Below are 24,073 nucleotides of genomic sequence, written 5' to 3'. Positions count from 1 at the left end.
ATATTTTATCATTTAGCTTTATTTAATGATAACAAAGCATTCTGAGATAAAATTCTAATGATTTTAAAACGTCTTGATAATTAATATAAAATAAAGGATTAATTTTATATTATTTACCGTTTTTTAATCTTAATTATCATTTAGGAGTTTCGTATGAAAAAATTTCATCTGGCTTTGTCCTTGTGCGCAGTTCTTTGCTTAAGCGCACAAGCAGACGAGAAATCAAGCGCTACGGACGCATCCAAAAGCAAGGATTCAAATACGCAAAGCCTAGGCGTAATCGAAGTTACTAGCGATTCTAGCACGCCTAGCACCGTGGATGATATCAAAATCAATACTCGCAACGCTACGCTCGTCAAAGATGTATTTCGCGACATCCCAGGCGTTTATGTGGGCGGCACCAACGGCATGAATCAAAAAATTTATATGCGCGGCGTGAGCGATCGCGGTCTAAATATCACGATTGACGGCGCGAAGCAAAACGGCAATACCTTCCATCACAACGCCGATTTACTAATCGATCCTGATCTTATCAAAGCCGTAGAGGTCGATGTAGGCGCGCGCTCGGTCGTGAACGGCTCGGGCGCTTTGGGCGGCTCAGTTGCCTTCAGGACGGTAGACGCTTCTGACATGCTTGAGGACGGTCAGGATATCGGCGCCAAGCTCAAAGTGGGCTATACGAGTAATAACGAAGGCTATTCGCAAAGTGCGATGCTCTACGGCAGAGCATTTGATAGCCTAGATATGCTTGCTGCGTTTAAGCACTACGGATACGGCTTCGGCGAATCGGGCAACGGCAAGCCTACGGGCGGCGACGGCAACGATATAAATTATTTATTAAAAGCGGGCTATAGCTTTTTGGATTTTCATAAAATTTCGCTCTCTACCGAGCATATGCAGTATAAAGGCTTGTATCCTTTGCGCCCCGAATTCGGCTCATGGCTAAACGGACAGCTGGATAACCGCAAATACGAGCGCGATACACACACGATCAAATACACGTATAATCCAAGCGACCTGCTAGAGCTCGACATCACGGGATATTACACCAAGCATCAACGCATCGGATCGACTTCGACGAACGTAAAATGGGGCGTCGAGACCAAAGGCGGCAAAATCGGCGCTAAGAGTAAATTTGAAACGGGCGATTTGGCTCATACGTTGCGTTACGGCTTTGATTACTACCGCTCCGAAAACTACGTTAAGCCTGGCAATCTACGCCCCGAGAAGGTCGATAATTATAGCTTTTATATCGAGGATGCTATGCACTACGGCGGGCTTACGGTAACTCCCGGCGTGCGCTACGAAAGGCACGAGCTAAAGACTTATAACGGCAGAGGTGCTAATATCTCTAGCTACAAATATAAATTCGACGAAGTGAGCCCCGCCTTGGCGCTTGATTACGAGATTGGCGCGGGATTTGGAGCGTTTGCGAGCTATGCGCGAGTATTTAGAGGACCTGACGTAATGGAGAGCATGATGGCTGCGGGCACTAGCCGCGGCAGACCGCTAAGCTGGATGGCTAACGAAAATTTAAAAGCCACTACGGGTAACGCCTACGAAATAGGCGGTCGCTACAAAAGCGATCTAGGAGAGAATTCCTCGGTAAGCCTAACTGCGAAGTATTTCAGGACGGAATATAAAAATCTCATCGTAGATAACAATGCTCGCGGCGGCGTTATCGGCTGCCCGGGAGGAGCAGCAAATACCTTATGCAGGGCTAATGCAGGCGGTGCGGACATTGACGGCGTCGAGCTTTTCGCAAGATTGATATTAGATGATTTGAGCCTTGCTGCGGGCTATACCCACCAGCACGTAGAATATAAAGACCGCGTGCGCAGCGGCTCGGGCTATCTAAGCTCAAACATCATCGGCTACCGCGACTATGGCGATAAATACACCTTCAATGCCGAGTACGCAATCTCTGCGGCGGATCTACTGCTGGGCTATAACTTGCTCTTTTTCGACTCCAAAAACGTAGCCTCCGCAGCTAGCGACGAAAAAACCAAGGTGCCTAGCTACGCGGTTCACGATCTATATGTGACCTACGCTCCGGATAGCGGGCGATTTAAAGGGCTTGAGATCAACGCGGGCGTTTACAATCTCTTTGATAAAGCCTACGCGTCGCACTCGCAGCGCAGCGCCGATTTTACCGGAGATTCAAACGCTATCGACTGGGAGCCGGGACGAAATTTCAAGCTAAGCGTGGCGTATAAATTTTAAAGCTTACGCGAGATGACGGCACGAAATTTTGCACGCTAAAGCGGCGAAATTTTAAAAATTCAAAGCCCTTGGAATTTCAAAATTCCAAGGGCTTTGAATTTCAAGCTTTTAAATCCTACTAACAGAAATTTTCTCGTAAAATTCTTGCAAATAGCAAAATTCTCATTCGCAATGAAATTCTAGCTTGCAGCGAAATCCCCAAAATTCAAAGCGATATCCGCAGCGCTTCACATCCAAAGTTCCTTTAGAATTTATAAGATTCCTCCCGCTTCAAGCGCCGTCCATTTACTCTTCATCGTTAAAATTCTGTTTTTAATTCTACTTAAAAGGAGAGCCTTTGTTAAATTCTACTAAAAACGCCATCCGAGGGGCGTTTTGGACGAAACCTTTCATCGTTTTAGTGCTGCTTTTGCTGCTGCTAATCCCGCTAAGCTTTATCGATAATCTTACCTACTCGCGCTCCGAAACCAAGCAGCTCGCGCAGGATTCGATCCTCACGCCGGTGGGTGGTGAGCTGCAAATCCAGGGCCTTGCGATCGTAGTGCCCTACGCAGAGATAATCGAAGCGATAGACAAAAGCAACAATGAACTCGTAAAAAGGCGCGTAGAGAAAAATTTCATCATCGTGCCAAAAAACTACTTCTTATCAGCGCAGATCGACCCCACCTATCTAAAGCGCGGAATTTTTCGAGTTCCGATATATAACGGCGATTTTGCGCTTAAGGCGGACTTTGAGGCGATAAACTATACCGAGCTCGGCATCGATCCTGCGCGGCTAAATTTCGACGAAGCCGTGCTAGTGCTCGGCGTAGGCAATCAAAAATCCTTCACCGCCTCCCCCGCTTTAAGCCTAAACGGCAAGGAGCTTAAGCAATATCACGGCAACACTGAGGCTAAAATTTTCGATCGAAGTTTAATCTACAAGCTCCCCGCTTCCGCGCTGTCGTCTGATTTTAGCATCAGCGGCACGCTTAAAATTCAAGGCGGCGAGGCACTTCATCTAGCTCCGATCGCGCAAAATAGCCGTTTTGAAATTAGCTCTACTTGGGCATCGCCTAGCTTTGGCGGCGGCTTCATCGCCAAATCGCGCGAGGTAAGCGCTAGCGGTTTTAAAGCTTCGTGGGAAGTTACAGGCTTAGCCGCAGGCATTGCTCCTGCGTGGCTTGCAGATCAAGATGACCGCGTCGCTATGACGAACTGGCGCAGCAACGACGATAGAAATGACGCCGTAAGCATCGGCTTCATCGAGCCCGTGAACAACTACTCGCTGATTAAGCGCTGCACGGATTACGCGCTGTTATTTTTAGCGGTGCCGTTTTTGGCGATCTTTTTGTGCGAGGTTTATACTCACGAGCGCATCCACCCGATCCAATATCTACTCATCGGGCTTGAAGACGTCGTTTTCTACCTGCTGGTGCTTTCGCTTTCCGAGCATATGGGCTTTGCGATCAGCTATGCTGCTTCGGCGATCGCGGTAAGCGCGATAGTATTTTTCTACGCAAGCGCGATTTTCAAAGGCGCGCGCTGGGGCATTTTCATCACTTGCGTTCAGCTCGTTTCATACGCGATCCTCTATGTTATCTTAAATTCCGAAGACTACGCCCTATTAATGGGAAGCCTGATGATCTTTGCGGTGATTTCGCTCGTTATGTATTTTACTCGCAAGCTCGACTGGTACGATACGGCGATCCCAAGCGGCGAGAAAAAACAGGAACAAGAGCCCGAAATTTAGCCTTTAAATTTACCACCAAATTTAATCGCAATGGCCTTTGGAGCTTTAAAATCCAAAGGCCTTTTTAAATTTGCCCGCTAAATTTCGACTGCCAAAATTTCATCTATTTAAAATTTTATCCGCCGCGGCAGATAAACCGCGGCAGAGCCGAACGGCGCATTTTAAAATTTTGCCCCGCGAGCGCGAACATATCACGACAAAGACAAAAATTTAAAGCGCGCCGTTTTAAATTTTAAAATTTCATCTGCGCCGCAGTGCGTATTTTTGAGTATAATGAGCGAAAAATTTTAAGGATTTTGTGTGATACTTGCTATTGAGAGCAGCTGCGACGACAGCTCGGTCGCGGTGATGGATGAGCGTAGTTTCGAGCTGAAATTTTACGAAAAAATAAGCCAGGAGACCGATCACGCCAAATACGGCGGCGTCGTGCCAGAGCTTGCCGCGAGGCTGCATACTGAGGTGTTGCCGCGGATTTTGCAGCGTGCAAAGCCCTATTTTAGTGAGCTTAGCGCCGTCGCAGCGACCAATACCCCGGGGCTCAGCGTGAGCCTGATCGGCGGCGTGAATATGGCAAAAGCGCTCGCGCTCGCGCTAAATTTGCCGCTCATTGGCGTAAATCATCTCATAGGCCACGTTTACTCGCTGTTTTTAGGTGGCGAGGCGCGATTTCCGATGGGCGTTTTGCTCGTTAGCGGCGGACACACGATGGTTTTGGATATCGACGCGACGGGCGGTATCAAAATTTTAGCGACCACGGGCGACGACAGCTTCGGCGAGAGCTTCGATAAGATCGCCAAAATGCTAGGCCTCGGCTACCCCGGCGGCGCGCTCATCGAAGAGCTTGCAAAAGGCGGCGAGCCGAGATTTGAGCTGCCCGTGCCGCTAAAGGGCGACAGGCGGCTAGAGTATAGCTTTTCGGGGCTTAAAAATGCCGTGCGCGTGCAGATCGAAAAGCTAAAAGAGGCGGGCGAGCTAGATGAGCGGGCGATGCGCGATCTGGCGCGCTGCTTTGAGGACGCGGCTTGCGCGCACATACTGGATAAGCTGGAGCGGATATTTGAGCTACGCCGCTTTGCGCGCTTCGGCGTCGTGGGCGGAGCGAGCGCGAACCTGCATCTGCGCGGACTTTTGACGGATTTGTGCGAGCGGGCGGGCTGCGAGATACTTTTTGCGCCGATGAAATTTTGCTCCGACAACGCCGCTATGATCGCGCGCGCAGCGATAGAAAAGCTGCGTAAAAAGGAATTTACGGCGCCCGCAGAGCTTGAGATCATCCCGCATCTAAATCTACGCTCGGCGTTTGAGTAAAATTTTAAAATTTACAAATAGTCTGCGCCCGCTAGCGAATTCTCGCGCATTGGGCGTTTGAGTAAAATTTATCTCGCGCTCGCTCACGGTTAGGTTTCGGATAAAATTCGCTTTAAATTTACACATCGCGTTTAAAGCTCGCGCCACGTTTTGCTAAATTTCTCTCGTGCTCGCACCGCCATCGGTGCCGCTGCGCACGTCCTCGCCGTTTGCAATATCTGCTAAAATTTGATCGGTTTACTCGTCATTTTTATCCTTTATATTTAATCATGCAGAAAAGTTACGACTTCGTGTTCTTTTGGCAAAAACTTTCTACCGTGTATACCACTTTCTCCATATTCTATCAAAGCTTCATTAAGCACCTTGTAGAACTCATCTAACGAAATTCCGTCAATACTAGAATTTATATTTTCTAGCTTATATTTGATAAAAAACGGATTATCGACTAGCATTTTACTTGTGGTTTCGTCATAGACCCGTCTAATATCAAGCTCGATTTCTCTACCCTTATAATAAAGCAGCCAAATCTCCTCTCCGGTATATCCGTCTCTTGGATCAGGCAGATGCGGGCTACAAACAAAAATAAGCCAAATATCTCTTTGCCTGTCGATGACCCAATTCAACCACTTTATTTGATAGGGTTTTTGTGGATTATAATGATATTTTGCCAAGCACTGATCTACACGATTTATAATATCATATTTCTTAATATCCTCTTTAGAAATATATTCCGCAACAAACGCCATTTTATTTTTCCTTTCTTACATCTATTAACGCTACACTAAGATCATCCTTATCCTCCCAGCCTGGTCTAAATTTAAAATCAATCAAAATATCTCTCAATATTTTAATAACTTCATTATCTGGAATAATAGAATTTATAACATTTACCTCGATAATTTTCCACACCCTTTGGAATTTGTGTCCATCCACTTCTTGATCATATTCGTAGTCCAAAAGAATATCTAAATTATTTCCTTGAATATAAAGCCTCCATAGCTTTTTGCTCCCATAACCATAATCATACCCTTCATTTGGTAGTCTTTCAATTAAAAGAAACCAAATATCTTTTTGTCTATCAACAACAAAATTTCTAGGTAGTTCTTCATAATACGGACTATATTGATAAAAAATTTTGCTCAACCCGTATTTCTCATCATCCTCTTTAGTGATTATTGAATTTTCAAACGCCATTCTCTCCTCCTTAAGAAATTTAATAATCTTAGATTTTACGATATGTTTATATTCGCCTATACGCTAATAAATATAGCGTAGGAGGTAAATTTATAATTGATTTTCGCTTTGAACCGTGCGCAACGCTCTCGTTAAAATTTTTAAAATTTTAAAGCGTAGTTTAAATTTACAGCCGCAGCTCGCGCACCAAAGTGTAAACCGCCGCGCGTTTAAATCCTGCCGCAAACCATACGGCATTTCAAATTTAAACGCTACGCGGGCTCGGTAAAATTTAACCGCGGCGCGATTAAATTTCGCCGCGGCGCGATTAAATTTCTATCGCATAGGGGATTTTATCTTTCGCGCCGGCGCCCGCAAAGCCCTTAAGTCGCAGCAGGCAGCTATCGCAAAGCCCGCACGCAGCGTCCTCGCGCTCGTAGCAGCTCCACGTAAGCTCTAACGGCACGCCGATTTCAAGCGCCAGCGAGACGATCTGCGCCTTGCTAAGGTGCACGAGCGGGGTTTTGATGCGCGGATGAAAGTCGCGGCTCGTGCCCAGATCGAGCGCTCGCTCAAACGCGCCGATGAACTCCGCGCCGCAGTCGGGGTAGCCGCTGCTATCCTCCTGCACCACGCCGATAAAAATCGCGTCGCAGCGCTCCTTCTCGGCGAGCGCAGCGGCGATGCTCAAAAACACGCCGTTGCGAAACGGCACGTAGGTGCTCGGCAGATCTGAAAACGCGCCCTCGCCGCTTGGTGGTGAAATTTTATCGCTTCGACTTGGCGATGAAATTTGATTGTTTTGGCTTTGTGGTAAAATTTTACCCCCTGCGTGCTTGGGTGAAATTTTATCGCCCTGCTGCGACTCGGCTCCGCTTTGAAGTGAAATTTCACCTTCTTGAACCAGAATTTCGCTGCCCTGCGATAAAATTTTATCGTCGCAGGCTAAAATTTTACTGTCTTGCAGCGAAAGCTCATCGCCCTCTAGTAAAATTTCAGCGTCTTGCATTAAAATTTCACCGCTCTGCAAGCGGCTATTTCGCGCCGAATCTGCATCAAGCGGAGCGTCCGCTGAGCCCGCCGAGAAATCTGACGCAGTAAAATTTTGCCCGCCAATCTCGGCATCAATAGAATTTGCCGCAATAGAATTTTGCCCGTTTAGTTCGGCGACGGAATTTGTCTCGATAAAATTTAGTTCTCTAAACTCGGCGCTCTTGGAATTTGCAGCGCTGTCAATCTTGGTGCCGGTAGAATTTACCGCACCGCAAAGCTCTGCAGCACCCTTTCTGATTGGCAATGCGCCGTCTGTAAGGGCGCTGCCGCCGATTTGCGCGATGAAGCGAGCGTCTAAAATCAGCCTTTTTGCGACCCCCAAATCGTCGCAAATTTTACCGAAGCACTCGCGCTCCTTGTCCATCGTGCGCTGATCGTAGTCAAAATGTAGCGCTACGATCTCGTAACCTTCGCGCCTCGCGATATAGGCGCAGGTCGCGCTGTCCATGCCGCCGCTGATCACACATAAAGCTCTCATTTTTGTCCTTTTTTTGCTAAAATTATACGAAAATTTTATAAAAGAGGGGTAAAAATGATACTTTGCGAGCAGCCCTATCCCGAAATTTTGGACGCTATCGCGGCGGAGCTGGGCGGCGGGAGCGTCGAGCTAATTTTCGTGCGCGACGAGGAGATGCGGCAGCTAAATGCGCAAATGCGCGGCATCGACAAGGCGACCGACGTGCTGAGCTTCCCGCTCGATCCTGCGGCGTTTGCGGGCTTCAGTGGGGATTTGAGCGAAGAAAATTCCGCGCATAAAAACAGCGGCGGCAAAATTTTAAATACTGCGAATTCCACTAGTGAAAATTCAGACACCGCAAATTCTGCGAGCGAAAATTTTAATACTATAAATTCTGAAAATTCCGCGAGCAAAAATCCTAACGATGAAAATTTAAAGAATGAAAATTTTGACGGCGAGAATTTTGCCCCCGTGCTGCTCGGCTCGGTTGTGATAAATTTAGACCTCGTAGAGCTGAAAGCCGCGCAGCTGGGGCACGGCACGGATGACGAGACCGCGCTACTCTTTACGCACGGCATGCTACACGTGCTAGGTTACGATCACGAAAGCGACGACGGGCAGATGCGCGCCAAGGAATGCGAGATCATCGAGAAATTCCGCCTTCCAAAAAGTCTGATCGTACGAACGGAGGGAAGCGAGGAGTAGGCGCTGTATATTGAAAAACGGCAAGCTAAATCTATAACGTATAAATTCTACTAAATGAGGATTATAAAATATAAATTCAGCGAGAATATTAATCTCGCTGAATTTGCTCAAATTTATACTCGTTTGTCATAACCATTCACACTATGCAAATAAGCTAGCTCATATAAATTTGAATATTATCTTTTTGCGTATTATTTGACATAAATTCTAGTGCTTGCGAATTATCGGCGTACGAATTTAACTGCTCGATAATTTTATTTACTGTATCTTGCGGCACAAAATAATCGTTTTTCAAGGAACTTGCTTGTTTAAGCCCACCGGTGTATTCGCCCGCACAAACAATATCTTCGATCTGTTTGTAATTCATCTGCGCGCCGTCCGCAAATTTAATATTTTCGAGCCTGTGATTGTATCCTAAGCTTCGCTTGAAATGATCCTTTATCGTGATCTGATCGCTTCCTTCTTTAAATTTCAAAATCAAATCGTTTTTATCTTTAGATAATTTAAGCTCGTTTTGATTTATATCTTTTAATATCAAAGTATCTTTTCCGCCACAATCTTTAATAGTATCTTTGCCGTCTCCCTTGCGAAATACGTATTTATCGTTACCCAAGCCGCCGTCTAAATAATCATCGCCCTTTCCGCCGATGAGTGTGTCATGCCCAAGATTGCCGTAAATTTTATCGTTCAAATTTGATCCCACTAGCGCATCGCTTCTTACACCGCCCTTTATCGTCGTAGCGGTTTCATCATCAGCTTTGAAAAATACCTTTTTCAGTAAAGCTTTTAGCTTATTCTCGCCTTTATTTGCAAATTTAACGACCTCTTTGTTGCTTTGAAGCGCAGTTATCTCTTTGATCTCTTCATAGCCCAACGTTACATCTTTAAATTTGATCTGCGATATCTTCTCTTCCTCTAAATAAAAATCTCTTATAGTGACCGCGTCAAATTTTGACCTATTTACGACGATATCATTTTTATTTTGCCTAAAAACGACATCTTTTAAACTGAAAGCGGACATATCTATGATATTTTTATCTTTATTTTCCTTGTTGGTTTCTATTATCGTATCTTTACCGAAATTTTCTTCAAAAACATAGGTATCGCTTCCTTCTCTTCCTTCTAATACATCATCCCCGCCCTTGCCGTTTATGATATTGTTTTTCTCATTGCCGACAATGGTTTCATTTTTGGAAGTACCTGTATTCATAGCGTCAAAAAGAGCATCCGCCACGGATGTATAGCCCGAGTTTGTCATATTTACATAGCCGCCACCGGTGGATTCGGCTAATTCTTTAAATTCCGCCGCCACATCTTCACCACCGCCCGTTTGAATCGTAAAGACCTGAATATTATTTAAATCACTGTGATTATTGCCATAAAGCGCGTTTGCTGCGCTTAAACTTCTTGCTACCGCTCTTGGTTTATTGGGCAAAAGCGCCACCATTGCTTTAGATTTGAACTCATTGTCCTTCGCGGGAGCATCGCCAAAAACGAAAATTCTTTTTACGGAGTATTCGCTCCAATTTGAATTTGCGGCATTATAAATCCCATGCCAAGTCATCTCCGGCGTATCGCCTCCGCCATCTGCGTAAAGTGAGTTTATAGCAGACATTATCGCGTTTTGATCATTCGTGAGATTGGTAAAAGTTTGAACGCCCGGATCGTTATAGCCAAATACTCCTACCTTGGTATTTTTATCTCTAGCAAAGGCGGTTTTTATGATCTCTTTTGCTTGGGATTTTACCGAGCTTATCGCCCCACCCATGGAGCCCGTAGTATCGCTAAGTATGGCGAATTCATTCGACTGCTCTTTTTGCAAATTTATCTCTAACTCGTTATTGTCGAAATCGTTTATCTTTAGACCATTCGCGCTCAATACCTTCATGGAAGTATTGTACTCATAAGTTATAGAATCGTCATTACTTTTATAAATTTCGATATTTCCGTGCGATTGCTCTTTTATAAACCTTCCGCCTTTTAGTTTAGTCTCGCTCAAATATACTTTGCCGCTGCCATCGGAATCGTTTATCGTGTCATTCTCATCCGCATGATATATATCATAGCCGTTACCGCCATCGAAAACATCAATACTATTATTTCCACCTACTAATATATCATCACCATTCCCTCCATATAAAAAATTCTTTTTACCACCTACCGCTTGTATAGTATCATTACCTTCATTACCATATAAGTATTGATTTAAATTATTACCTATAATGGTATCTTTTCCGTCTCCGCCATAAACCACATCAGTATTATTTTTACTCTGTAGATCATCGTCGTCATAATTACTTCCATACAATACGTTATAATCTTTTTCTAGAAAATCATATTTCCACCCATCTATTGTTTTAAATAAAAATCTATATAACGACCTATCTACATTCATCATATTGGCTGTAGGAATTAAATTGCCTTGGAAATCAATAGGATTTAAATCCGCTAAATTTAATGCTTTCCATACGAAATCTATACAACTATTAGACAATACGTTATAATCATTATCTCCAAAACCATATTCTATCGCAATATGTTTTTGACCAAAATTTTTTAAAATATCATATTGGGTTTTATTAATAATGATGGTACCCGTATAATACGTGCTTTGGTAGCCATTATTATCCCATTCAGTTACCCCTCCAGGTGCATACCCATATGATTTTTCAGTACTTCCATCTGAAATAGAGTACCACATATGACCTGCCAATGAGCCATGAGGTCTCTCGTAGTTCGGATCCTGCGGAATATAAATAGTTCCTTTCTCTGCAATCTTTATGGTTAATCTATAGGTCATTTTATTCTCCTTGTTAATATTTAAGACCGCTATCTTTCGTAGTAAAATAAATTTCTACATTCGAAAAAATAGGCAAATCTTGTAAATTCTCTAGTTCTACCTTATACATACCTTTTTGTAAGGGCGTGCAGGCGATCGTCGCACTATATGCGTCATAGTGTTTCTCGCCCCTATAAATACTCGTTTGCATATACGCGGGGCGTAAATTCCTCACCTCTGCAAACACGGGTTTTAACTTATAATAAAAATACTCCTTTCTGCGTCCAAATTTATTCGGCTCATTATCTATTTTGTATATCTTTAGACTTAGCGGTATTTTGGTACCGCGCAGCAGCGTTTCGTTCACGTCGTATTCCCCTCCTATATACGTATTTGCGAACTCATCATCCAAGAGCTTCATATCTCTATCGTAATCGTATGAGACAAAATCCAAAGTAAAATATCTACAAATTTTATCATCTTTGTTATTTATATATAATTCCGCTTTATTGCCGGCTTTAGTTAAATTTATATCGGTAAATTCCATAGGAATGCGCGGCTTAATTATCAAATAATTTATAAGCTCCTCCGCCACATAACAAAACAAAATAGACGCCGCTATTATAAAAATAAATTTTAATACTCTCATATTGCTCCATTTATAGGCATTTTAGCGGATTTATCCTTTCGCTTTAAGCATAATAGATTTTATTCACATTCATGAATATATGGATCTTTTAGGGTAAATTCGCCGTAATTTCCCAACCAAAATTTCGCATGCTCAAAATTGTCAATCGCAAATGTCGCATGGTGTTCGCTGTATACCCTGCGCGATCTGCATTTTTTGCCTTTGTAATCATAGTGATCTGATAGCTTTTTATAAAACTCGATGCTTTCGTTATCAAAGTCGTAGCCCAGCGCGATATCTTGATTTCGCCCGTCGTAGAAATGAATATAGTCGAAATCGAGGTTATAATAAACCTTGCAATGGCTATTTTCGCCGTTTATTATAGCATCGCCGCAATATTTTTCTAGCTTTAATTTCTCTTTTTCAAACTCATGTCGTAGCTCAATCTGCTTATACGGGTCTAAATTTTGTGTTTTCTCAGCAAAAAATTCCTCTTCATAACTAAGCGCCTTCTGCAATAAAATAGCCGCATATTCGGCTTTTTTAGAATAAAAATATAGAAAATAAGAGGCGTATAATATAAAGATGAAACCTGCGAAAATCATAAAATTTCTAAGTAGTTTTTTCAAGTCGTCGCCTTTTTAGATGCTTTATAGATTATTGGGTATTTCTCGAACCAACTGAATGCGTTTGCATAATTTACTCCTTAGTAAAAAATTTCTTTTTATCTATCAGATACGATATTTCACATTTAGTCTCCAACTTACTATCTTTAATCTCCTTAAGCCTTATAGTAAAGCCGAAGCCCAAGCCAGGAAGATTTCTCTCAATATCCAACGCGTAGTATCTATCTTCATAAAAAATGGGTCTAAAATAAACGCCTTCCACATAATTTCTATAATTTTCTAGATGAATCCTACTTTTATACGGATCATAATTAAAATCCCTTATAGCTTTGGTACACTCTTTGATATCTAAAATATAGGCTAAATTTTTAGCAAGATTGTTCGATACGTTATATTCCGCATACTTATAGAACATTATATATAAAAGCCTATGATCGCCGATCTTATACAAAGTGAAACCTCTGCCACGATACCCTGCTTGAACCGTTCTATTCATATCCATATACCAACAATCACTCATATTTTGCTTTAGCTCAGGATCATTATAATCTATGCTATCGTTAACTACAGGGCGGATAGCGCTTATATTTTTCCATTTAAACAGATCGTCGTAAAAATCGGTGCAAAAGTCTCTTTCTTTAGCCAAATGCTCTTCATACTCTTTCTTAAGGGTCGCGTTTTGATCCATTTGCCAAAAATACACGCTTTTACTGTTAAAAGTAGTAATACCAAAAGTCGCATTGGTTTCACTGCTCTTTCTAGTAATATTTCTATCCCGTACCTTTGATAAAATCGAATCTAACATCCAAGGCATAGCAGTAGTAGTATTGTTCGTATCGTTTGCATCTATAAACGATACGCTAAGTATGATCACAAGCGTAAATTTTATAAGTAAAGCAAATCTAGGCATTCTGTCCTCCATTCAAAAAGAGCAATATCATACTAGACTTATGGGTGCATTATATCCTCACTCAAGTTAAATTATACTTAACAATTTGATATTATTTTTTGATTTTGATTTAATATGAGATAGGCGGTAAAGCATAAAAATTCAGCGTTGCAATACATCAAATCCTGCAGGTTCTATGGACAAAATTTATGCGAATAAAATTTTATAAATCGCGCTTAGCCGAAGTTTACGGGATCCATATCGATCTCGACGGGCAGATGTTCAAGCGTGCGCGCAGCATTAATGAGCGGCACGTGCGAGCCGGCGCGCAGCAGAATTTCAAAGCGAAATTTCGACGCGATATAGGCGATGCCCGCCTTGCCGTAGCCGATGATCTCAAAGCTCTCGCTCGCCTTCTCTTTCAAATACTGAGTGGAATTTTCGGCAGTATTTTCGGCCGCTAAATTTATAAAATTTTGCGCGGCGCCGTTTCTTTCGGGCTTTAAATTTACGCTACCCGCGCCTGCGTCGCAAGCTGAAATTTGCGCGGCATTTTTTAAATTTGAAACGTTTTGGCGGTTTAAATTTGCATTGTCCCCGCACAGATCCGAGCTTTGAAATTTAGAATTTGATATTTTGCTACCGCTCTGCTGCGCAGAATTTTGCAAATTTAAAGCGCTTAAATTTGCTCTCCTCGCGTCCAGCCCGTCACGCGATGTAAACGCGCTGCCTCCCGCCTGCTTGCGGCGCAAAAGATCAAGCGCGGCGTTCATTATCTCGCTCGCCGCCTTTTCATTTTTATGCGAGATCAGCACGCGCAAAAGCCGCATATACGGCGGATAGAGCCCCTCTCGAAACTCCGCCTCGTCGCGTAAAAAATCGTCGTAGTTTTCGATATAATCCCTAAAAAAGCCGCTTTGGCGCGTCTGTATGACGACCCTGCCCTGCCCCGAGCGACCCGCGCGGCCTGCCACCTGCATCGCAAGCGCCAGCGTCTTTTCGCGCGCCCTAAAATCGGGATAGCTCAGATGCTCGTCGATCCCCATTATCACCGCAAGATCGACGCCATGGTAATCGTGCCCCTTGCTAAGCATCTGCGTGCCTACCAGAATGTCGATTTTATGGGCGTTGAAGTTATTTAGCAGCGCCTCAAGCTTGCGCTGCGTGGTGATCTCGTCGCGATCAAATTTTGCGATGCGGGCACTTGGGAAACGCGTCGTAAGCTGTGCCGCGAGCTCGCCCGTGCCGATCTTGCGCGCCTGCATCACCTCGCCGCCGCAGTTTTCGCAAGACGCCTTGTAAAACGTGCTAAAGCCGCAGTAATGGCACTTTAGCGCCGCAGCGTCCGCGTGATAGCTCATCCCGACGGCGCAAAACGGACAGCGCACGATCTGCCCGCAGTTTTCGCAAACCATATATTTGTAGTTCGCGCGCGTGGGCAAAAACACGACCGCCTGCTTGCCGGTTTCGAGGCTGCGCCCGATCTCGGTTAAAATTTTAGGGCTCAGTCCCGTCTCGCTCTCATCGAAAATGAAACGCTTGGCGCTGCTAAAATAGGTGCCGCGCAGGCGGAAGTGCAGCTGCTTCGCGTAAGTGCTAAGCGCAGGCGTCGCGGAGCCCAAAACCACGCGGATGCCGAGCTTTTTACCGACGAAAATCGCGGCGTCGCGGGCATTTAGGCGCGGCGCGGCGGCGGATTTATAGCTGTCGTCGTGCTCCTCATCCACGACGATGAGCCCCAGATTGCTAAAGGGCAAAAATAGCGCCGAGCGCGCACCCGCGATGAGCCGAATCTCGCCTGCGTTAAATTTCGCTAAAATTTCACGCTTTTTTTTGGGTGAAATTTTGGAGTGCCAGACGCCGAGCCGCTCGCCGAAATAGCTTTGTAGCCGCTTCGTCATCTGCGGCGTGAGCGAAATCTCGGGCATTAAAAACAGCGCCTGCTTGCCCGCAGCGAGCGCCTGTGCGATCAACGCGATATAAATTTCGCTCTTGCCGCTGCCCGTATCACCGAAGATCAGCGACGTTTCATTAGCTTCGGCAAATTCACGCGCTTGCTCCTGCGCGGGGGTTAGGCTTGGAATTTTACCTATTTGAAGCGGAGATAGCGACGTCGGGATGGGGCTTTGTGCCGCGGCGTCTGAATTTTGAATTGAGATGGAATTTCGCGCTGAAGTAGGATTTTGAATCGAAATGGAATTCTCTCCCTCGGTAAAATTCTGCTCTTGGATCGAATTTTGCGCGATGGCGAAATTTTGTTTGTGTGCCAAACTCGGTGCGGCAGCAAAATTTATAGCGGTCTTCATGGTGGCGGAATTTTGAGCCAATGTAGAATTTTGGATCGAAACGGAATTTTGCTCATCGACAAAGTCCCTCTCTTGGATAGAATTCTGTGCGGTAATAGAATTTGATGCCGAATTTTGTGAGGTAGGATTTGGTACCTGTTTTAAATTTTGCCTTTGCATGGAATTTAGCGCGATGACGGAATTTATGACAGTAACAGAATTTTCTGCGGTAGTAGAATCTCTCGTCAATGCAGAATTTTGGATTGAAATGGAATTTTGTGTGGCATTAAAATTCCCATCGAGCGTAGAATTTTGTGTGGTGATGGAATCCTGCTCGGAAATAAAATTTTGTTCGCGGGTAGAAGCTTGTTTGCAAGCGGAGGTTGGCTTACTAACGGAAATTTTTTCGCAAGCGCAATTCCGCTCGGTCATAGGATCCTCCTGCAAATTCCGCAAATCCTGCGTCGTCTCACTTGCAGGCTCGAAAATCCCAAATGCAACGCCCTTTTCGCAGACATAGTAGTATGCGATAAAATTTGCAAGTGCGATCTGAAACGAGCTAAATTTAAACTGCGAAATTTCAGAAATTTCCTTGGTTTTGAAGCTCGGCTTTGAAACCTCACGCAGGATCACGGCGGATTTAACGCTCGATCTTACGGGAACGGATACGATTTGATAAGCTGAGATTTTAAAATTTGAACTATAAGTAAGCGGTTTTAGGCTGGCGCCCAAAACCGCAACTTCATAATAGAGCATTTAGCTATTGAGCTAAGGATTGACAAAGATCATCAGCGTGATTGCAGTCGAATGAGCCTACATTTCTATCTTTATTTGCACCGGAAGTAGGTATACTAGCTCTTGTTGGATAATAAGTAAAGTTAGTACTTTTGCCTGCTACGGTAGCCGTATATGTAGATGTAGCATTATCGTTGCCATTTCTAACCAAAGTCCAGCCGTTCCTACCGCCATCTCTCATAGGATAGATAGGTTGCTGCAAAACGCCATCAAAAAGAGTGGCATTGTCTGAACCTTCCAAAGCAGGCCACGTAGTCACACCTCTCATCATATTCTCGCTTCTAACTAGCGAAAGTCCGCTTCTAATGGCGGCGATGTCTCCGCGCATCTTAGCGATCGTAGCATCGTCGCGCGTAGCGGCTAATCTAGGCACCGCAATGCCCGCCAAAATACCTAAAACGACGATGACAAAAACAAGCTCTATCATCGTAAAAGCTTTTAAATTTTTCATGTTAAATCCTTTGATTTAAAGTGAGATGATTATAGCCAAATTTAAATAAAATTAATTTTAGTTAAAGAAAAAATCCTGCATTTTAAATGGAATTTTGTGAAATTTCATTAAATTCTGCGATTTTTTGTCCGAATTTTACGGACGTATCAGCCGGGGTTTCAAATTTTAAAAACTCGCTTTGCGCTACGAGTACGATCGTTGAGCCCAGCTCGAAATTTCCCAAATGATCGCCCTTTTTAAAGTTTAAATTTTCATATTCGTAAAGCGCCTCAGCTCTATTTGCGCATGCATTCGTCTGTATTCGTGCGTCGAAATCAAATCTCATCTTACCTACGTTTAAAGCACCCACGAAAACCATCCACAAAATCCCGCCGTTACGCATTTTGCACTTTAAAATTACGCGCTCGTTTTTAGCGTAGAGGTTTGGAATCTTAAGTAAAAATTTCTTCGCCACGCTGTAAAGGTCAGCAGGTATGTAAAGCGCCTGCAGCACGCCCAGATCGCACGGCGCATGATAATGATGATAATCGCGCGGGCTTAGATAGATGTTTGCGTAGCTTAAATTTACGCCCTTTGTATTTTCGCCGTCTTGAGCATCCTCTGCGCTCGTTTCGAGGCTCGCGCTACTTTCATCACTATAAATTTCAGCTCGCACGCCACTTGCGGAATAAGTTGCGCCGCTTTTGCCGTCCATGATTTTTGCTTGCGCGGCGTCCGCAGCGTCATCTAAATTTTTAACCGCTCCGCCGCTTTCGTTTGCCGCAAACGTACGTCCCAGCAGCTCGCTAAGGCTGTATTCGCAGCCCTTTACGCTAAAAGCCCGCAGATCGGCGCAGCTTCCGCTCTCAAAGATCACGCCGTCGCTAGGGCTTATAAAAGCCGTCTCGTCTGCCGCTATCTCGCGCGGACGCAGCAAGCGGCGGGTAAAAAGCGCGTTTAGGCTCGCGTAGCTTTGCGGCGGATCAAATTCGCTCATATCGATTTTGAAAAATTCCACATATTTACGGTTGATAAAATTTTGTATAAATTTAGGGAATTTCACCGCGGCGATAACCCCAAAAATCCTCGAAATAAAACTTCTCATCTATGCCTTTCTAAGCTTAAGCAGCGCGATCTCGGCATCGGCAAAGACCCTTATCGGCGGGCCCCAAAACCCTACGCCGCTGCTTACGTAAATTTGCTTCAGCCCGTCGTTATACAGCCCGTAAAGATACTTCTGGCTAAGCAGCACCAAAAGCGTCCACGGGAAAATTTGCCCTGCATGCGTGTGCCCGCAGATACACAGATCTACCTCGTCGCGCACGAAGTCCACGACGTATTTGGGCTGATGCGCGAGTAAAATTTTTGGTTTATCGGGGTCTGCCTGCGCTAGCGCAGCGCCGAGATCTGGCTGCATATATCCGAAGCGAAAGCCGCTAAGATCGTGCACGCCCATTAAATTTAGCCCTTCAAATTCCACGCTTTCGTTTTGCAGCACCCGCACACCCGCTTTTTGCATTGCCGCTATAAGCCCGCTTGCGTCGTCGCGGTAATACTCGTGGTTGCCCGTGACGAAAAAGATAGGCTTTTTGATCGCCTCAAGAGGCTGCAAAATATCCCCGAGCTCATCCGAGCGCAGATCAAACATATCGCCCACGATCAGTAGCGCATCGTAATTTAGCGAGTTTATCTGCGCTACAACGCCTTGCAAAAATTCCTTTTTCAAAAACTCGCCCAGATGCACGTCCGAGATGACGACGAAATTTAGCTCGCTAGCTAAATTTTTGATTTTTATTTCGCGCTCGGTGATTTTTGGAATTTTTAGTGCATTATAAAGCCCCTTAAAAATATAGCTAAACGCCATTATTACAAAGGTTACGTCGATAAAGGTTTTTAAAAATTTTCGCCTGTTTTGGCTAAATTTAACTACATGCGCGGCGGCGCTTAACACGTCGTAAGCAAGGCAGATAAAAAAGAGCGAAAAGGACGCTGCCATGCAAAATACGCATAGCTTATAAAGCAGCTCGTTTTTAAAGCTTCCATTAAGCCCAAAACCCACAAAAAATATTGCATCTAAAATCGCCAAAGCTACGCAAAGCAAAATCAAGGCAGGGCGAAAGATCACGAAATTTTTATATGGCGTAAAGCGCGCGCCGATCGATCTGTAAACGTAAAGATTAAAAAACAGAAATAAAATGGTGCCGACGATCGGAAAAATATAGGCGCTTTTCAAACTCTAGCCTTGGATATACTCGTCCAGCTTATCTTTATCAAAGCCCGTGATTTCTTGCTTATCGTCCAAAATTAGCGCGCCGCTCTTTTTAAATTTAGTGATAGTGCGCGAAAATGTTTCGGGAGTTACGTTTAGAATTCTGGCTATTCTAGTGTATTTCGTGCTCATAAAAATATCAAAATTCTCGCTGATAAACTTAGCGATCTTGCCGTCGCAGCTAAGCACGACTTGATTATCAAAGACCGCATTTAGCGCTCGGATCTTCTCAGACATCGATTTTAAAAGCTCCAGACAAATCTTTGGATCGCTCATAAACTCGTTTTTAAATTTTTCATAATCGATCTTTAGCACCTCGCCGTTTGTCGAAAACACGCCGCTTGCAGGATAGCTCGTCTCTTCGAAATTTACCATCTCGGCTACGAGCGAGATGGGGCGGATCTCGCGCATATGGATCTCACGCCCCTTTGCGGAGGTTTTATAGATTTTTAAAATTCCTTTTAGTAGGATTAATAGATACTGCGAGCGCTCGCCCTCGAAAAATAAAATTTCGCCCTTTTTGTAGCTTTTATGGATGCTAATCTGCTCCAAACGATCGATTTGCGCTGCGCTTAGAGCTTTGAAATAAGGAATTCTCTCAAGCATCGCCGCGACCTATTTTTTAAGCAGGTCTCTTATCTCGGTAAGAAGTTTAATCTCTTCGCTAGGCTCGGCAGGTGCGGCAGGCTCCGGCGCAGGCTCGGCGGGCTTTTTAAGCTTATTGATCGCCTTGATCGCGCAGAATATACAAAACGCGATGATGATAAAATCGACCGTTACCTGGATAAACGAGCCGTAGTTTATCGTAACGGCTGGGGTCTGCCCCACCGCTTCTTTTAGCACGATCTTAAGATCAGTAAAATTCATACCTCCCGTAAGAAGTCCTAAAACCGGCATCATGATGTCGCTTACGAGCGAGGTTACGATCTTGCCGAAAGCCCCGCCGATGACGACGCCCACCGCCATATCGATGACGTTGCCTTTCATCGCAAATTCTTTGAATTCCTGAATGAAACTCATATTGTCTCCTTAAATAAAATGCGCCGATATTAGCCTATTTTTGCTTTGTTTTTGCTTTTTATTAGGAAGTAAAAAGTATAATCCCAGCTTAAATTTAAACCCAAAGGACCTAAATTGTATCGCTTCGCTCCGTCGCCCACCGGCGATATGCATATCGGAAATTTACGCGCGGCTATCTTTAACTACATCTGCTCGCTGCAGGATCAAAGCGGCTTCATCTTACGTATCGAGGATACCGACACTGCGCGCAATATCGAAGGCAAAGACCAAGAGATCATCGAAATTTTAAAGCGCTTCGGCATCTCGTGGCAGAGCCTGTATTATCAAAGTAAAAATTTAAAATTTCATCAGCAGTTCGCAGCCAAGCTGCTCTCCGAGAAAAAGGCGTTTTGCTGTTTTTGCAGCGAGGAGGAGCTGGAAGCGAAAAAGCAAGCCGCCAAGGACGCGGGCGAGGCGTATCGCTACGACGGAAAGTGCGAGCATTTAAGCGATGAAGAGGTGCTTGGCTGCGAAAAGCCCTTTACTATCCGCCTCAAAAAACCTGATCACGCGCTGGAATTTACCGACGCGATCAAGGGGCGTATCACATTTGAGCCGCAGAACATCGACAGCTTCGTCATCATGCGCGCGGACAAGACGCCAACTTATAACTTCGCCTGCGCCTGCGACGATATGATGCAGGGCGTGAGCTTCGTAATCCGCGGCGAGGATCACGTCTCAAACACGCCAAAGCAAAACTGGATCCGCCAAAGCCTCGGCTACGACGGCGAGATCAAATACGCGCACCTGCCGATCATATTAAATTCCGAGGGCAAGAAGATGAGCAAGCGCGAAGCTAGCTCCTCGGTAAAATGGCTGCTTCAAAGCGGCTACCTGCCCGAGGCGATCGCGAATTATCTAATTCTGCTGGGCAACAAAACGCCGCGCGAGGTCTTTAGTATGGATGAAGCGGTGGAGTTTTTCGATATCGCTAAAATTTCAAAAAGCCCGGCAAAATTTGACGAGGACAAACTCGCCTTTATAAACCGCGAACATATCAAAAGAGCGAGCGAGCAGCGATTAGCGGAGCTTTTTGAGCTTGAGCCGAAATTTGCGCCTTTGATAAAATTTTACACTCAAGAAGCGAGCCTAATCCCACAGATTAAAGAAAAGATTGCAGCGATCTACGGCGCGAAAGATATCCCGCAGGAGTGGGCGGCGCAGGCACAGGCGCTACGAGAGGCGATCTTAAATTTATTAAGCTCAAACGGCGCTCCAATGGAATTTAATGATTTCAAAGCGGCGCTTTCGCAGGCTACAAACTTAAAGGGCAAGAGCCTATTTATGCCGCTTAGATTTTTACTGACCGGCGCGCCCCACGGACCGGAGCTTAGCGAGCTGTATCCGCTGATCCGCGCCGATCTGAAGGAGATCGTATGCTAGCAAACAGCCTAATCTACGGCGCGCTCATCACCCTGCACTACGCGCTGCAAGCCTATATGATCGTGATCTTTATCGCCTGCGTTTTGAGCTTTATCCGCCCAAATCCGTTCGGTAAATTTTATAAAATCTTCCGCGTCATCTCTGCGCTTACAGAGCCCGCGTTCGCGCTGGTGCGCCGCTATCTGCCTACGACTTTCGGCGGGTTTGATCTTTCGCCGCTTCTTATCCTACTCGTGCTTAATTTCTTTGACAGCGCGATAATCTATATCATCAATAGGACGGTCATTTGAAAATATTTCTGAAATTTAGCCTTGTTTTGGGGCTGCTGTGCGCCGCAAGTAGCGGTAAAATTTTAAGCTACGAAGAGATCAAAGACGAGCCCAAATCCCTAGCCAAGGACTATTACATCTATCGCTTGATCGATGAAACGAAATACAACAAAGCGGAGATTAAAGCTTTAAAACAGAGCATCTTTCGCTACAAGGGCAAACTAAAAGAGAAGCTAGATAAAATTTTCGGCGCCATTCGCCCTCCTAAGCGTCCGGATCGCTGCGCAGGCGTTACCTCCGCCAATATTTTAGATGCAAATTTAACCTGCAAAAAGGCGCGCTCCTATCCAAATTTTATCGCCAAGCTAAGCCCGTCGGTGCGCGAGACGCTCGCTTCGCAGCTTGAAAAGCACCAAGACGTGGCTTCGCGAAACGCCGTAAATTTACTGCGCGGATTTAACGACGAAAATCCAAGCGAGTATTTTATGCAGAGCCGCAACGCGCAAAACTACTTTTTATATTATGACTACTTAAAAGGCGCGGGCAAAGACGCTCTGATCGATATCGACGCTGATGCGACCTTCGTTACCGGCCTAAGCGCTCAGCCAAGCTTTAAGGTGGTTCTTAACGACGCGCTAATCAACCGCAAATACCCGCACTTGCGCCGCTCGCTCACGGGCGTCGATCCGCTGGCCGTGGAGAAGGACGTAGCGTTTATGCTGGGCGTAAATGCCGTCATGCAGGGCGACGAAGGGGCTGCGCTTGCGTTTTTTAGCCGCGCGGCTGCGAGCTTTGAAAAACCTCACGACGTGCACAATGCGAAATTTTGGATCTACCTGCTAAATGGAGATCAAAATGTCTTGCGCCAGCTTGCTAGCAGCGATTATTACAGCCTCTACGCGCTGTACGCCAAAGAGGTCTTGGGAAATAAAAATTTAAACATTATCATCCCAAACCCGGCTAAAAATTCCATCGAAGGCTACGATATAACCGATCCTTTCGCTTGGGTTCGCACGAAAAATAGCGCCGATAGGATGTCACGCGAGCAGCTTTTGGAATTTGCTAAAAAATTCGACACCAAGCAAAGCATCGGCGAGTACTCATACATTATGAATAAAGCAAGCGGCGGCAAGGACAACTTCTATCCGACGCCGTTTATGGAGTATATCGGCGACGGCGACAACCGCCGCAAAGCGCTAATTTTAGCGCTCGCACGCCAAGAGAGCCGCTTTATCCCAAGCGCCGTTTCCACCTCGTACGCACTCGGAATGATGCAGTTTATGCCGTTTTTGGCTAACGAGATCGGCAAAAAGCAGCTTGCGATCGCGGGTTTTGATCAAGACGATATGTTCCGCCCCGAGGTCGCTTACCGCTTCGCTAACATCCACATCGACTGGCTGGAGCGTAAAATTTACAGCCCGGTTTTCATCGCATACGCTTACAACGGCGGGCTCGGGCTCGTCAAAAAGATGCTTCAGTGCGGCGATATGTTTAATAAGGGCAAATTTGAGCCGTGGCTTAGCATGGAGCTCGTGCCATATGCCGAGAGCAGAGACTACGGCAAAAAGGTGCTCGCAAACTTCATCATCTACTCACAGATCCTCGATCCGCGCGCGAAAGTCTCAGTGCAACAGGAGCTGCAAGACCTGCTGATCCCCTCTCGCAGCGATAACTTTCGCTAAGCTAGCGGCGAGCTTGGAGGATGATTTTAAAAAGCGATGAGCAAGTAATTTTAAAAGCCGCCGCCCCAAAAGCGCGAAATTTGCCCGCTAAGAGCTTAGACGGGCAGATCAAAACGGCGAAATTTTACCGCACGAGTAGGCAATGCGTTATAAAATCGTGCGGAATTTATTTTGACTTCAGTGGTTAAATTTTATCTATTAATGCCTAATGACGACCATTTCCAGATCTGCACGAAAGGTGGCGTGCCATGCAAATTATCGCGACCGTAGTTCTCATAATAGCCGCCGTTTTGTGCGTATCGTCATTGAAAGACGAGAAGAAACGCTC

General features: G+C 45.1%; 18 protein-coding genes and 4 pseudogenes. 7 read left to right on the top strand and 15 right to left on the bottom strand.

Annotated features, from left to right (window positions below; all coding sequences use genetic code 11):
- The first annotated feature begins 153 nt into the window (after positions 1 to 153).
- The 3 genes from Q0174_RS00860 to tsaD all read left to right on the top strand — a co-directional run bounded on the left by Q0174_RS00860 (position 154) and on the right by tsaD (position 5,263).
- Positions 154 to 2,223 (top strand): TonB-dependent receptor, encoded by a 2,070-nt coding sequence (locus tag Q0174_RS00860; RefSeq protein WP_298040990.1) that lies wholly within the window; start codon positions 154 to 156, stop codon positions 2,221 to 2,223.
- A gap of 337 nt (positions 2,224 to 2,560) precedes the next feature.
- On the top strand, positions 2,561 to 3,955 hold the full coding sequence (creD, locus tag Q0174_RS00855; RefSeq protein ID WP_298040988.1) for a cell envelope integrity protein CreD: 1,395 nt from the start codon (positions 2,561 to 2,563) through the stop codon (positions 3,953 to 3,955).
- 300 nt (positions 3,956 to 4,255) lie between these two features.
- Positions 4,256 to 5,263, top strand: coding sequence for a tRNA (adenosine(37)-N6)-threonylcarbamoyltransferase complex transferase subunit TsaD (tsaD, locus tag Q0174_RS00850; RefSeq protein ID WP_298040986.1), 1,008 nt, complete (start codon positions 4,256 to 4,258; stop codon positions 5,261 to 5,263).
- A 263-nt stretch (positions 5,264 to 5,526) separates the two neighbouring features.
- Here tsaD and Q0174_RS00845 read toward each other — a convergent pair whose 3' ends face one another.
- The 4 genes and pseudogenes from Q0174_RS00845 to Q0174_RS00830 all read right to left on the bottom strand — a co-directional run.
- Complete coding sequence (locus Q0174_RS00845) at positions 5,527 to 5,886, bottom strand: hypothetical protein (RefSeq protein ID WP_298040985.1); 360 nt, start codon at positions 5,884 to 5,886, stop codon at positions 5,527 to 5,529.
- A gap of 124 nt (positions 5,887 to 6,010) precedes the next feature.
- A complete protein-coding gene (locus Q0174_RS00840; protein ID WP_298040984.1) occupies positions 6,011 to 6,457 on the bottom strand; it encodes a hypothetical protein in 447 nt (148 codons plus the stop codon).
- Between the two features lie 307 nt (positions 6,458 to 6,764).
- Positions 6,765 to 7,172, bottom strand: a pseudogene (locus Q0174_RS00835) (7-cyano-7-deazaguanine synthase); the annotation flags it as partial.
- Between the two features lie 528 nt (positions 7,173 to 7,700).
- Positions 7,701 to 7,967, bottom strand: a pseudogene (locus Q0174_RS00830) (7-cyano-7-deazaguanine synthase); the annotation flags it as partial.
- 54 nt (positions 7,968 to 8,021) lie between these two features.
- Here Q0174_RS00830 and ybeY point away from each other — a divergent pair.
- Positions 8,022 to 8,651, top strand: a complete 630-nt coding sequence (gene ybeY / locus Q0174_RS00825) for an rRNA maturation RNase YbeY (protein WP_298040982.1) — start codon at positions 8,022 to 8,024, stop codon at positions 8,649 to 8,651.
- A 154-nt stretch (positions 8,652 to 8,805) separates the two neighbouring features.
- Here ybeY and Q0174_RS00820 read toward each other — a convergent pair whose 3' ends face one another.
- The 11 genes and pseudogenes from Q0174_RS00820 to mscL form a co-directional block, all read right to left on the bottom strand.
- Complete coding sequence (locus tag Q0174_RS00820) at positions 8,806 to 11,451, bottom strand: calcium-binding protein (RefSeq protein ID WP_298040980.1); 2,646 nt, start codon at positions 11,449 to 11,451, stop codon at positions 8,806 to 8,808.
- Between the two features lie 13 nt (positions 11,452 to 11,464).
- The gene (locus tag Q0174_RS00815; RefSeq protein WP_298040978.1) at positions 11,465 to 12,079 is read right to left on the bottom strand and encodes a hypothetical protein; all 615 of its coding nucleotides are present in this window, start codon (positions 12,077 to 12,079) and stop codon (positions 11,465 to 11,467) included.
- Positions 12,080 to 12,138: 59 nt separating this feature from the next.
- Positions 12,139 to 12,687 carry a hypothetical protein gene (locus Q0174_RS00810; RefSeq protein WP_298040977.1) on the bottom strand — a complete coding sequence of 183 codons (549 nt, stop codon included), beginning with the start codon at positions 12,685 to 12,687 and terminating at the stop codon, positions 12,139 to 12,141.
- Between the two features lie 70 nt (positions 12,688 to 12,757).
- Positions 12,758 to 13,594 (bottom strand): hypothetical protein, encoded by an 837-nt coding sequence (locus tag Q0174_RS00805; protein ID WP_297903843.1) that lies wholly within the window; start codon positions 13,592 to 13,594, stop codon positions 12,758 to 12,760.
- Between the two features lie 725 nt (positions 13,595 to 14,319).
- Positions 14,320 to 15,660, bottom strand: a pseudogene (priA, locus tag Q0174_RS10940) (primosomal protein N'); the annotation flags it as partial.
- 702 nt (positions 15,661 to 16,362) lie between these two features.
- Positions 16,363 to 16,614: pseudogene (locus Q0174_RS10935) on the bottom strand (primosomal protein N'); the annotation flags it as partial.
- A 4-nt stretch (positions 16,615 to 16,618) separates the two neighbouring features.
- Complete coding sequence (locus Q0174_RS00795) at positions 16,619 to 17,104, bottom strand: prepilin-type N-terminal cleavage/methylation domain-containing protein (protein WP_297923772.1); 486 nt, start codon at positions 17,102 to 17,104, stop codon at positions 16,619 to 16,621.
- Between the two features lie 82 nt (positions 17,105 to 17,186).
- Positions 17,187 to 18,188 (bottom strand): archaetidylserine decarboxylase, encoded by a 1,002-nt coding sequence (asd, locus tag Q0174_RS00790; protein WP_298040974.1) that lies wholly within the window; start codon positions 18,186 to 18,188, stop codon positions 17,187 to 17,189.
- Entirely contained in the window at positions 18,189 to 19,316 is a 1,128-nt protein-coding gene (locus Q0174_RS00785; RefSeq protein WP_298040972.1) for a metallophosphoesterase, read from the bottom strand.
- A 3-nt stretch (positions 19,317 to 19,319) separates the two neighbouring features.
- Positions 19,320 to 19,958 (bottom strand): Crp/Fnr family transcriptional regulator, encoded by a 639-nt coding sequence (locus Q0174_RS00780; RefSeq protein WP_295151931.1) that lies wholly within the window; start codon positions 19,956 to 19,958, stop codon positions 19,320 to 19,322.
- 9 nt (positions 19,959 to 19,967) lie between these two features.
- Positions 19,968 to 20,372, bottom strand: coding sequence for a large-conductance mechanosensitive channel protein MscL (gene mscL, locus Q0174_RS00775; protein WP_297897758.1), 405 nt, complete (start codon positions 20,370 to 20,372; stop codon positions 19,968 to 19,970).
- A gap of 114 nt (positions 20,373 to 20,486) precedes the next feature.
- Here mscL and gltX point away from each other — a divergent pair, with 114 nt between their 5' ends.
- Genes gltX through Q0174_RS00760 form a run of 3 tightly spaced genes read left to right on the top strand, consistent with a single transcriptional unit; the run spans position 20,487 to position 23,745 of the window.
- Entirely contained in the window at positions 20,487 to 21,794 is a 1,308-nt protein-coding gene (gltX, locus tag Q0174_RS00770) for a glutamate--tRNA ligase (protein WP_298040970.1), read from the top strand.
- Positions 21,788 to 22,084 carry a YggT family protein gene (locus Q0174_RS00765; RefSeq protein WP_177387724.1) on the top strand — a complete coding sequence of 99 codons (297 nt, stop codon included), beginning with the start codon at positions 21,788 to 21,790 and terminating at the stop codon, positions 22,082 to 22,084. The genes gltX and Q0174_RS00765 overlap by 7 nt, the downstream gene beginning before the upstream one ends.
- Positions 22,081 to 23,745 carry a lytic transglycosylase domain-containing protein gene (locus tag Q0174_RS00760; RefSeq protein ID WP_298040968.1) on the top strand — a complete coding sequence of 555 codons (1,665 nt, stop codon included), beginning with the start codon at positions 22,081 to 22,083 and terminating at the stop codon, positions 23,743 to 23,745. Before Q0174_RS00765 ends, Q0174_RS00760 begins: the two co-directional genes overlap by 4 nt.
- Positions 23,746 to 24,073: the final 328 nt, after the last annotated feature.

Origin of the sequence: uncultured Campylobacter sp., from assembly GCF_937996225.1 — a bacterium.
In the GTDB taxonomy this organism is placed as follows: Bacteria; Campylobacterota; Campylobacteria; order Campylobacterales; family Campylobacteraceae; genus Campylobacter_B.
This window is presented reverse-complemented; position numbering and strand designations above follow the sequence as displayed.

What these genes read in the sequence shown, in the direction of transcription:
- Q0174_RS00860 (WP_298040990.1), top strand. Translation starts at nt 154, where the DNA reads ATGAAAAAATTTCATCTGGCTTTGTCCTTGTGCGCAGTTCTTTGCTTA.
- Q0174_RS00840 (WP_298040984.1), bottom strand. Translation starts at nt 6,457, where the DNA reads ATGGCGTTTGAAAATTCAATAATCACTAAAGAGGATGATGAGAAATAC.
- ybeY (WP_298040982.1), top strand. Translation starts at nt 8,022, where the DNA reads ATGATACTTTGCGAGCAGCCCTATCCCGAAATTTTGGACGCTATCGCG.
- Q0174_RS00820 (WP_298040980.1), bottom strand. Translation starts at nt 11,451, where the DNA reads ATGACCTATAGATTAACCATAAAGATTGCAGAGAAAGGAACTATTTAT.
- Q0174_RS00815 (WP_298040978.1), bottom strand. Translation starts at nt 12,079, where the DNA reads ATGAGAGTATTAAAATTTATTTTTATAATAGCGGCGTCTATTTTGTTT.
- Q0174_RS00805 (WP_297903843.1), bottom strand. Translation starts at nt 13,594, where the DNA reads ATGCCTAGATTTGCTTTACTTATAAAATTTACGCTTGTGATCATACTT.
- Q0174_RS00795 (WP_297923772.1), bottom strand. Translation starts at nt 17,104, where the DNA reads ATGAAAAATTTAAAAGCTTTTACGATGATAGAGCTTGTTTTTGTCATC.
- asd (WP_298040974.1), bottom strand. Translation starts at nt 18,188, where the DNA reads ATGAGAAGTTTTATTTCGAGGATTTTTGGGGTTATCGCCGCGGTGAAA.
- Q0174_RS00780 (WP_295151931.1), bottom strand. Translation starts at nt 19,958, where the DNA reads ATGCTTGAGAGAATTCCTTATTTCAAAGCTCTAAGCGCAGCGCAAATC.
- mscL (WP_297897758.1), bottom strand. Translation starts at nt 20,372, where the DNA reads ATGAGTTTCATTCAGGAATTCAAAGAATTTGCGATGAAAGGCAACGTC.
- Q0174_RS00765 (WP_177387724.1), top strand. Translation starts at nt 21,788, where the DNA reads ATGCTAGCAAACAGCCTAATCTACGGCGCGCTCATCACCCTGCACTAC.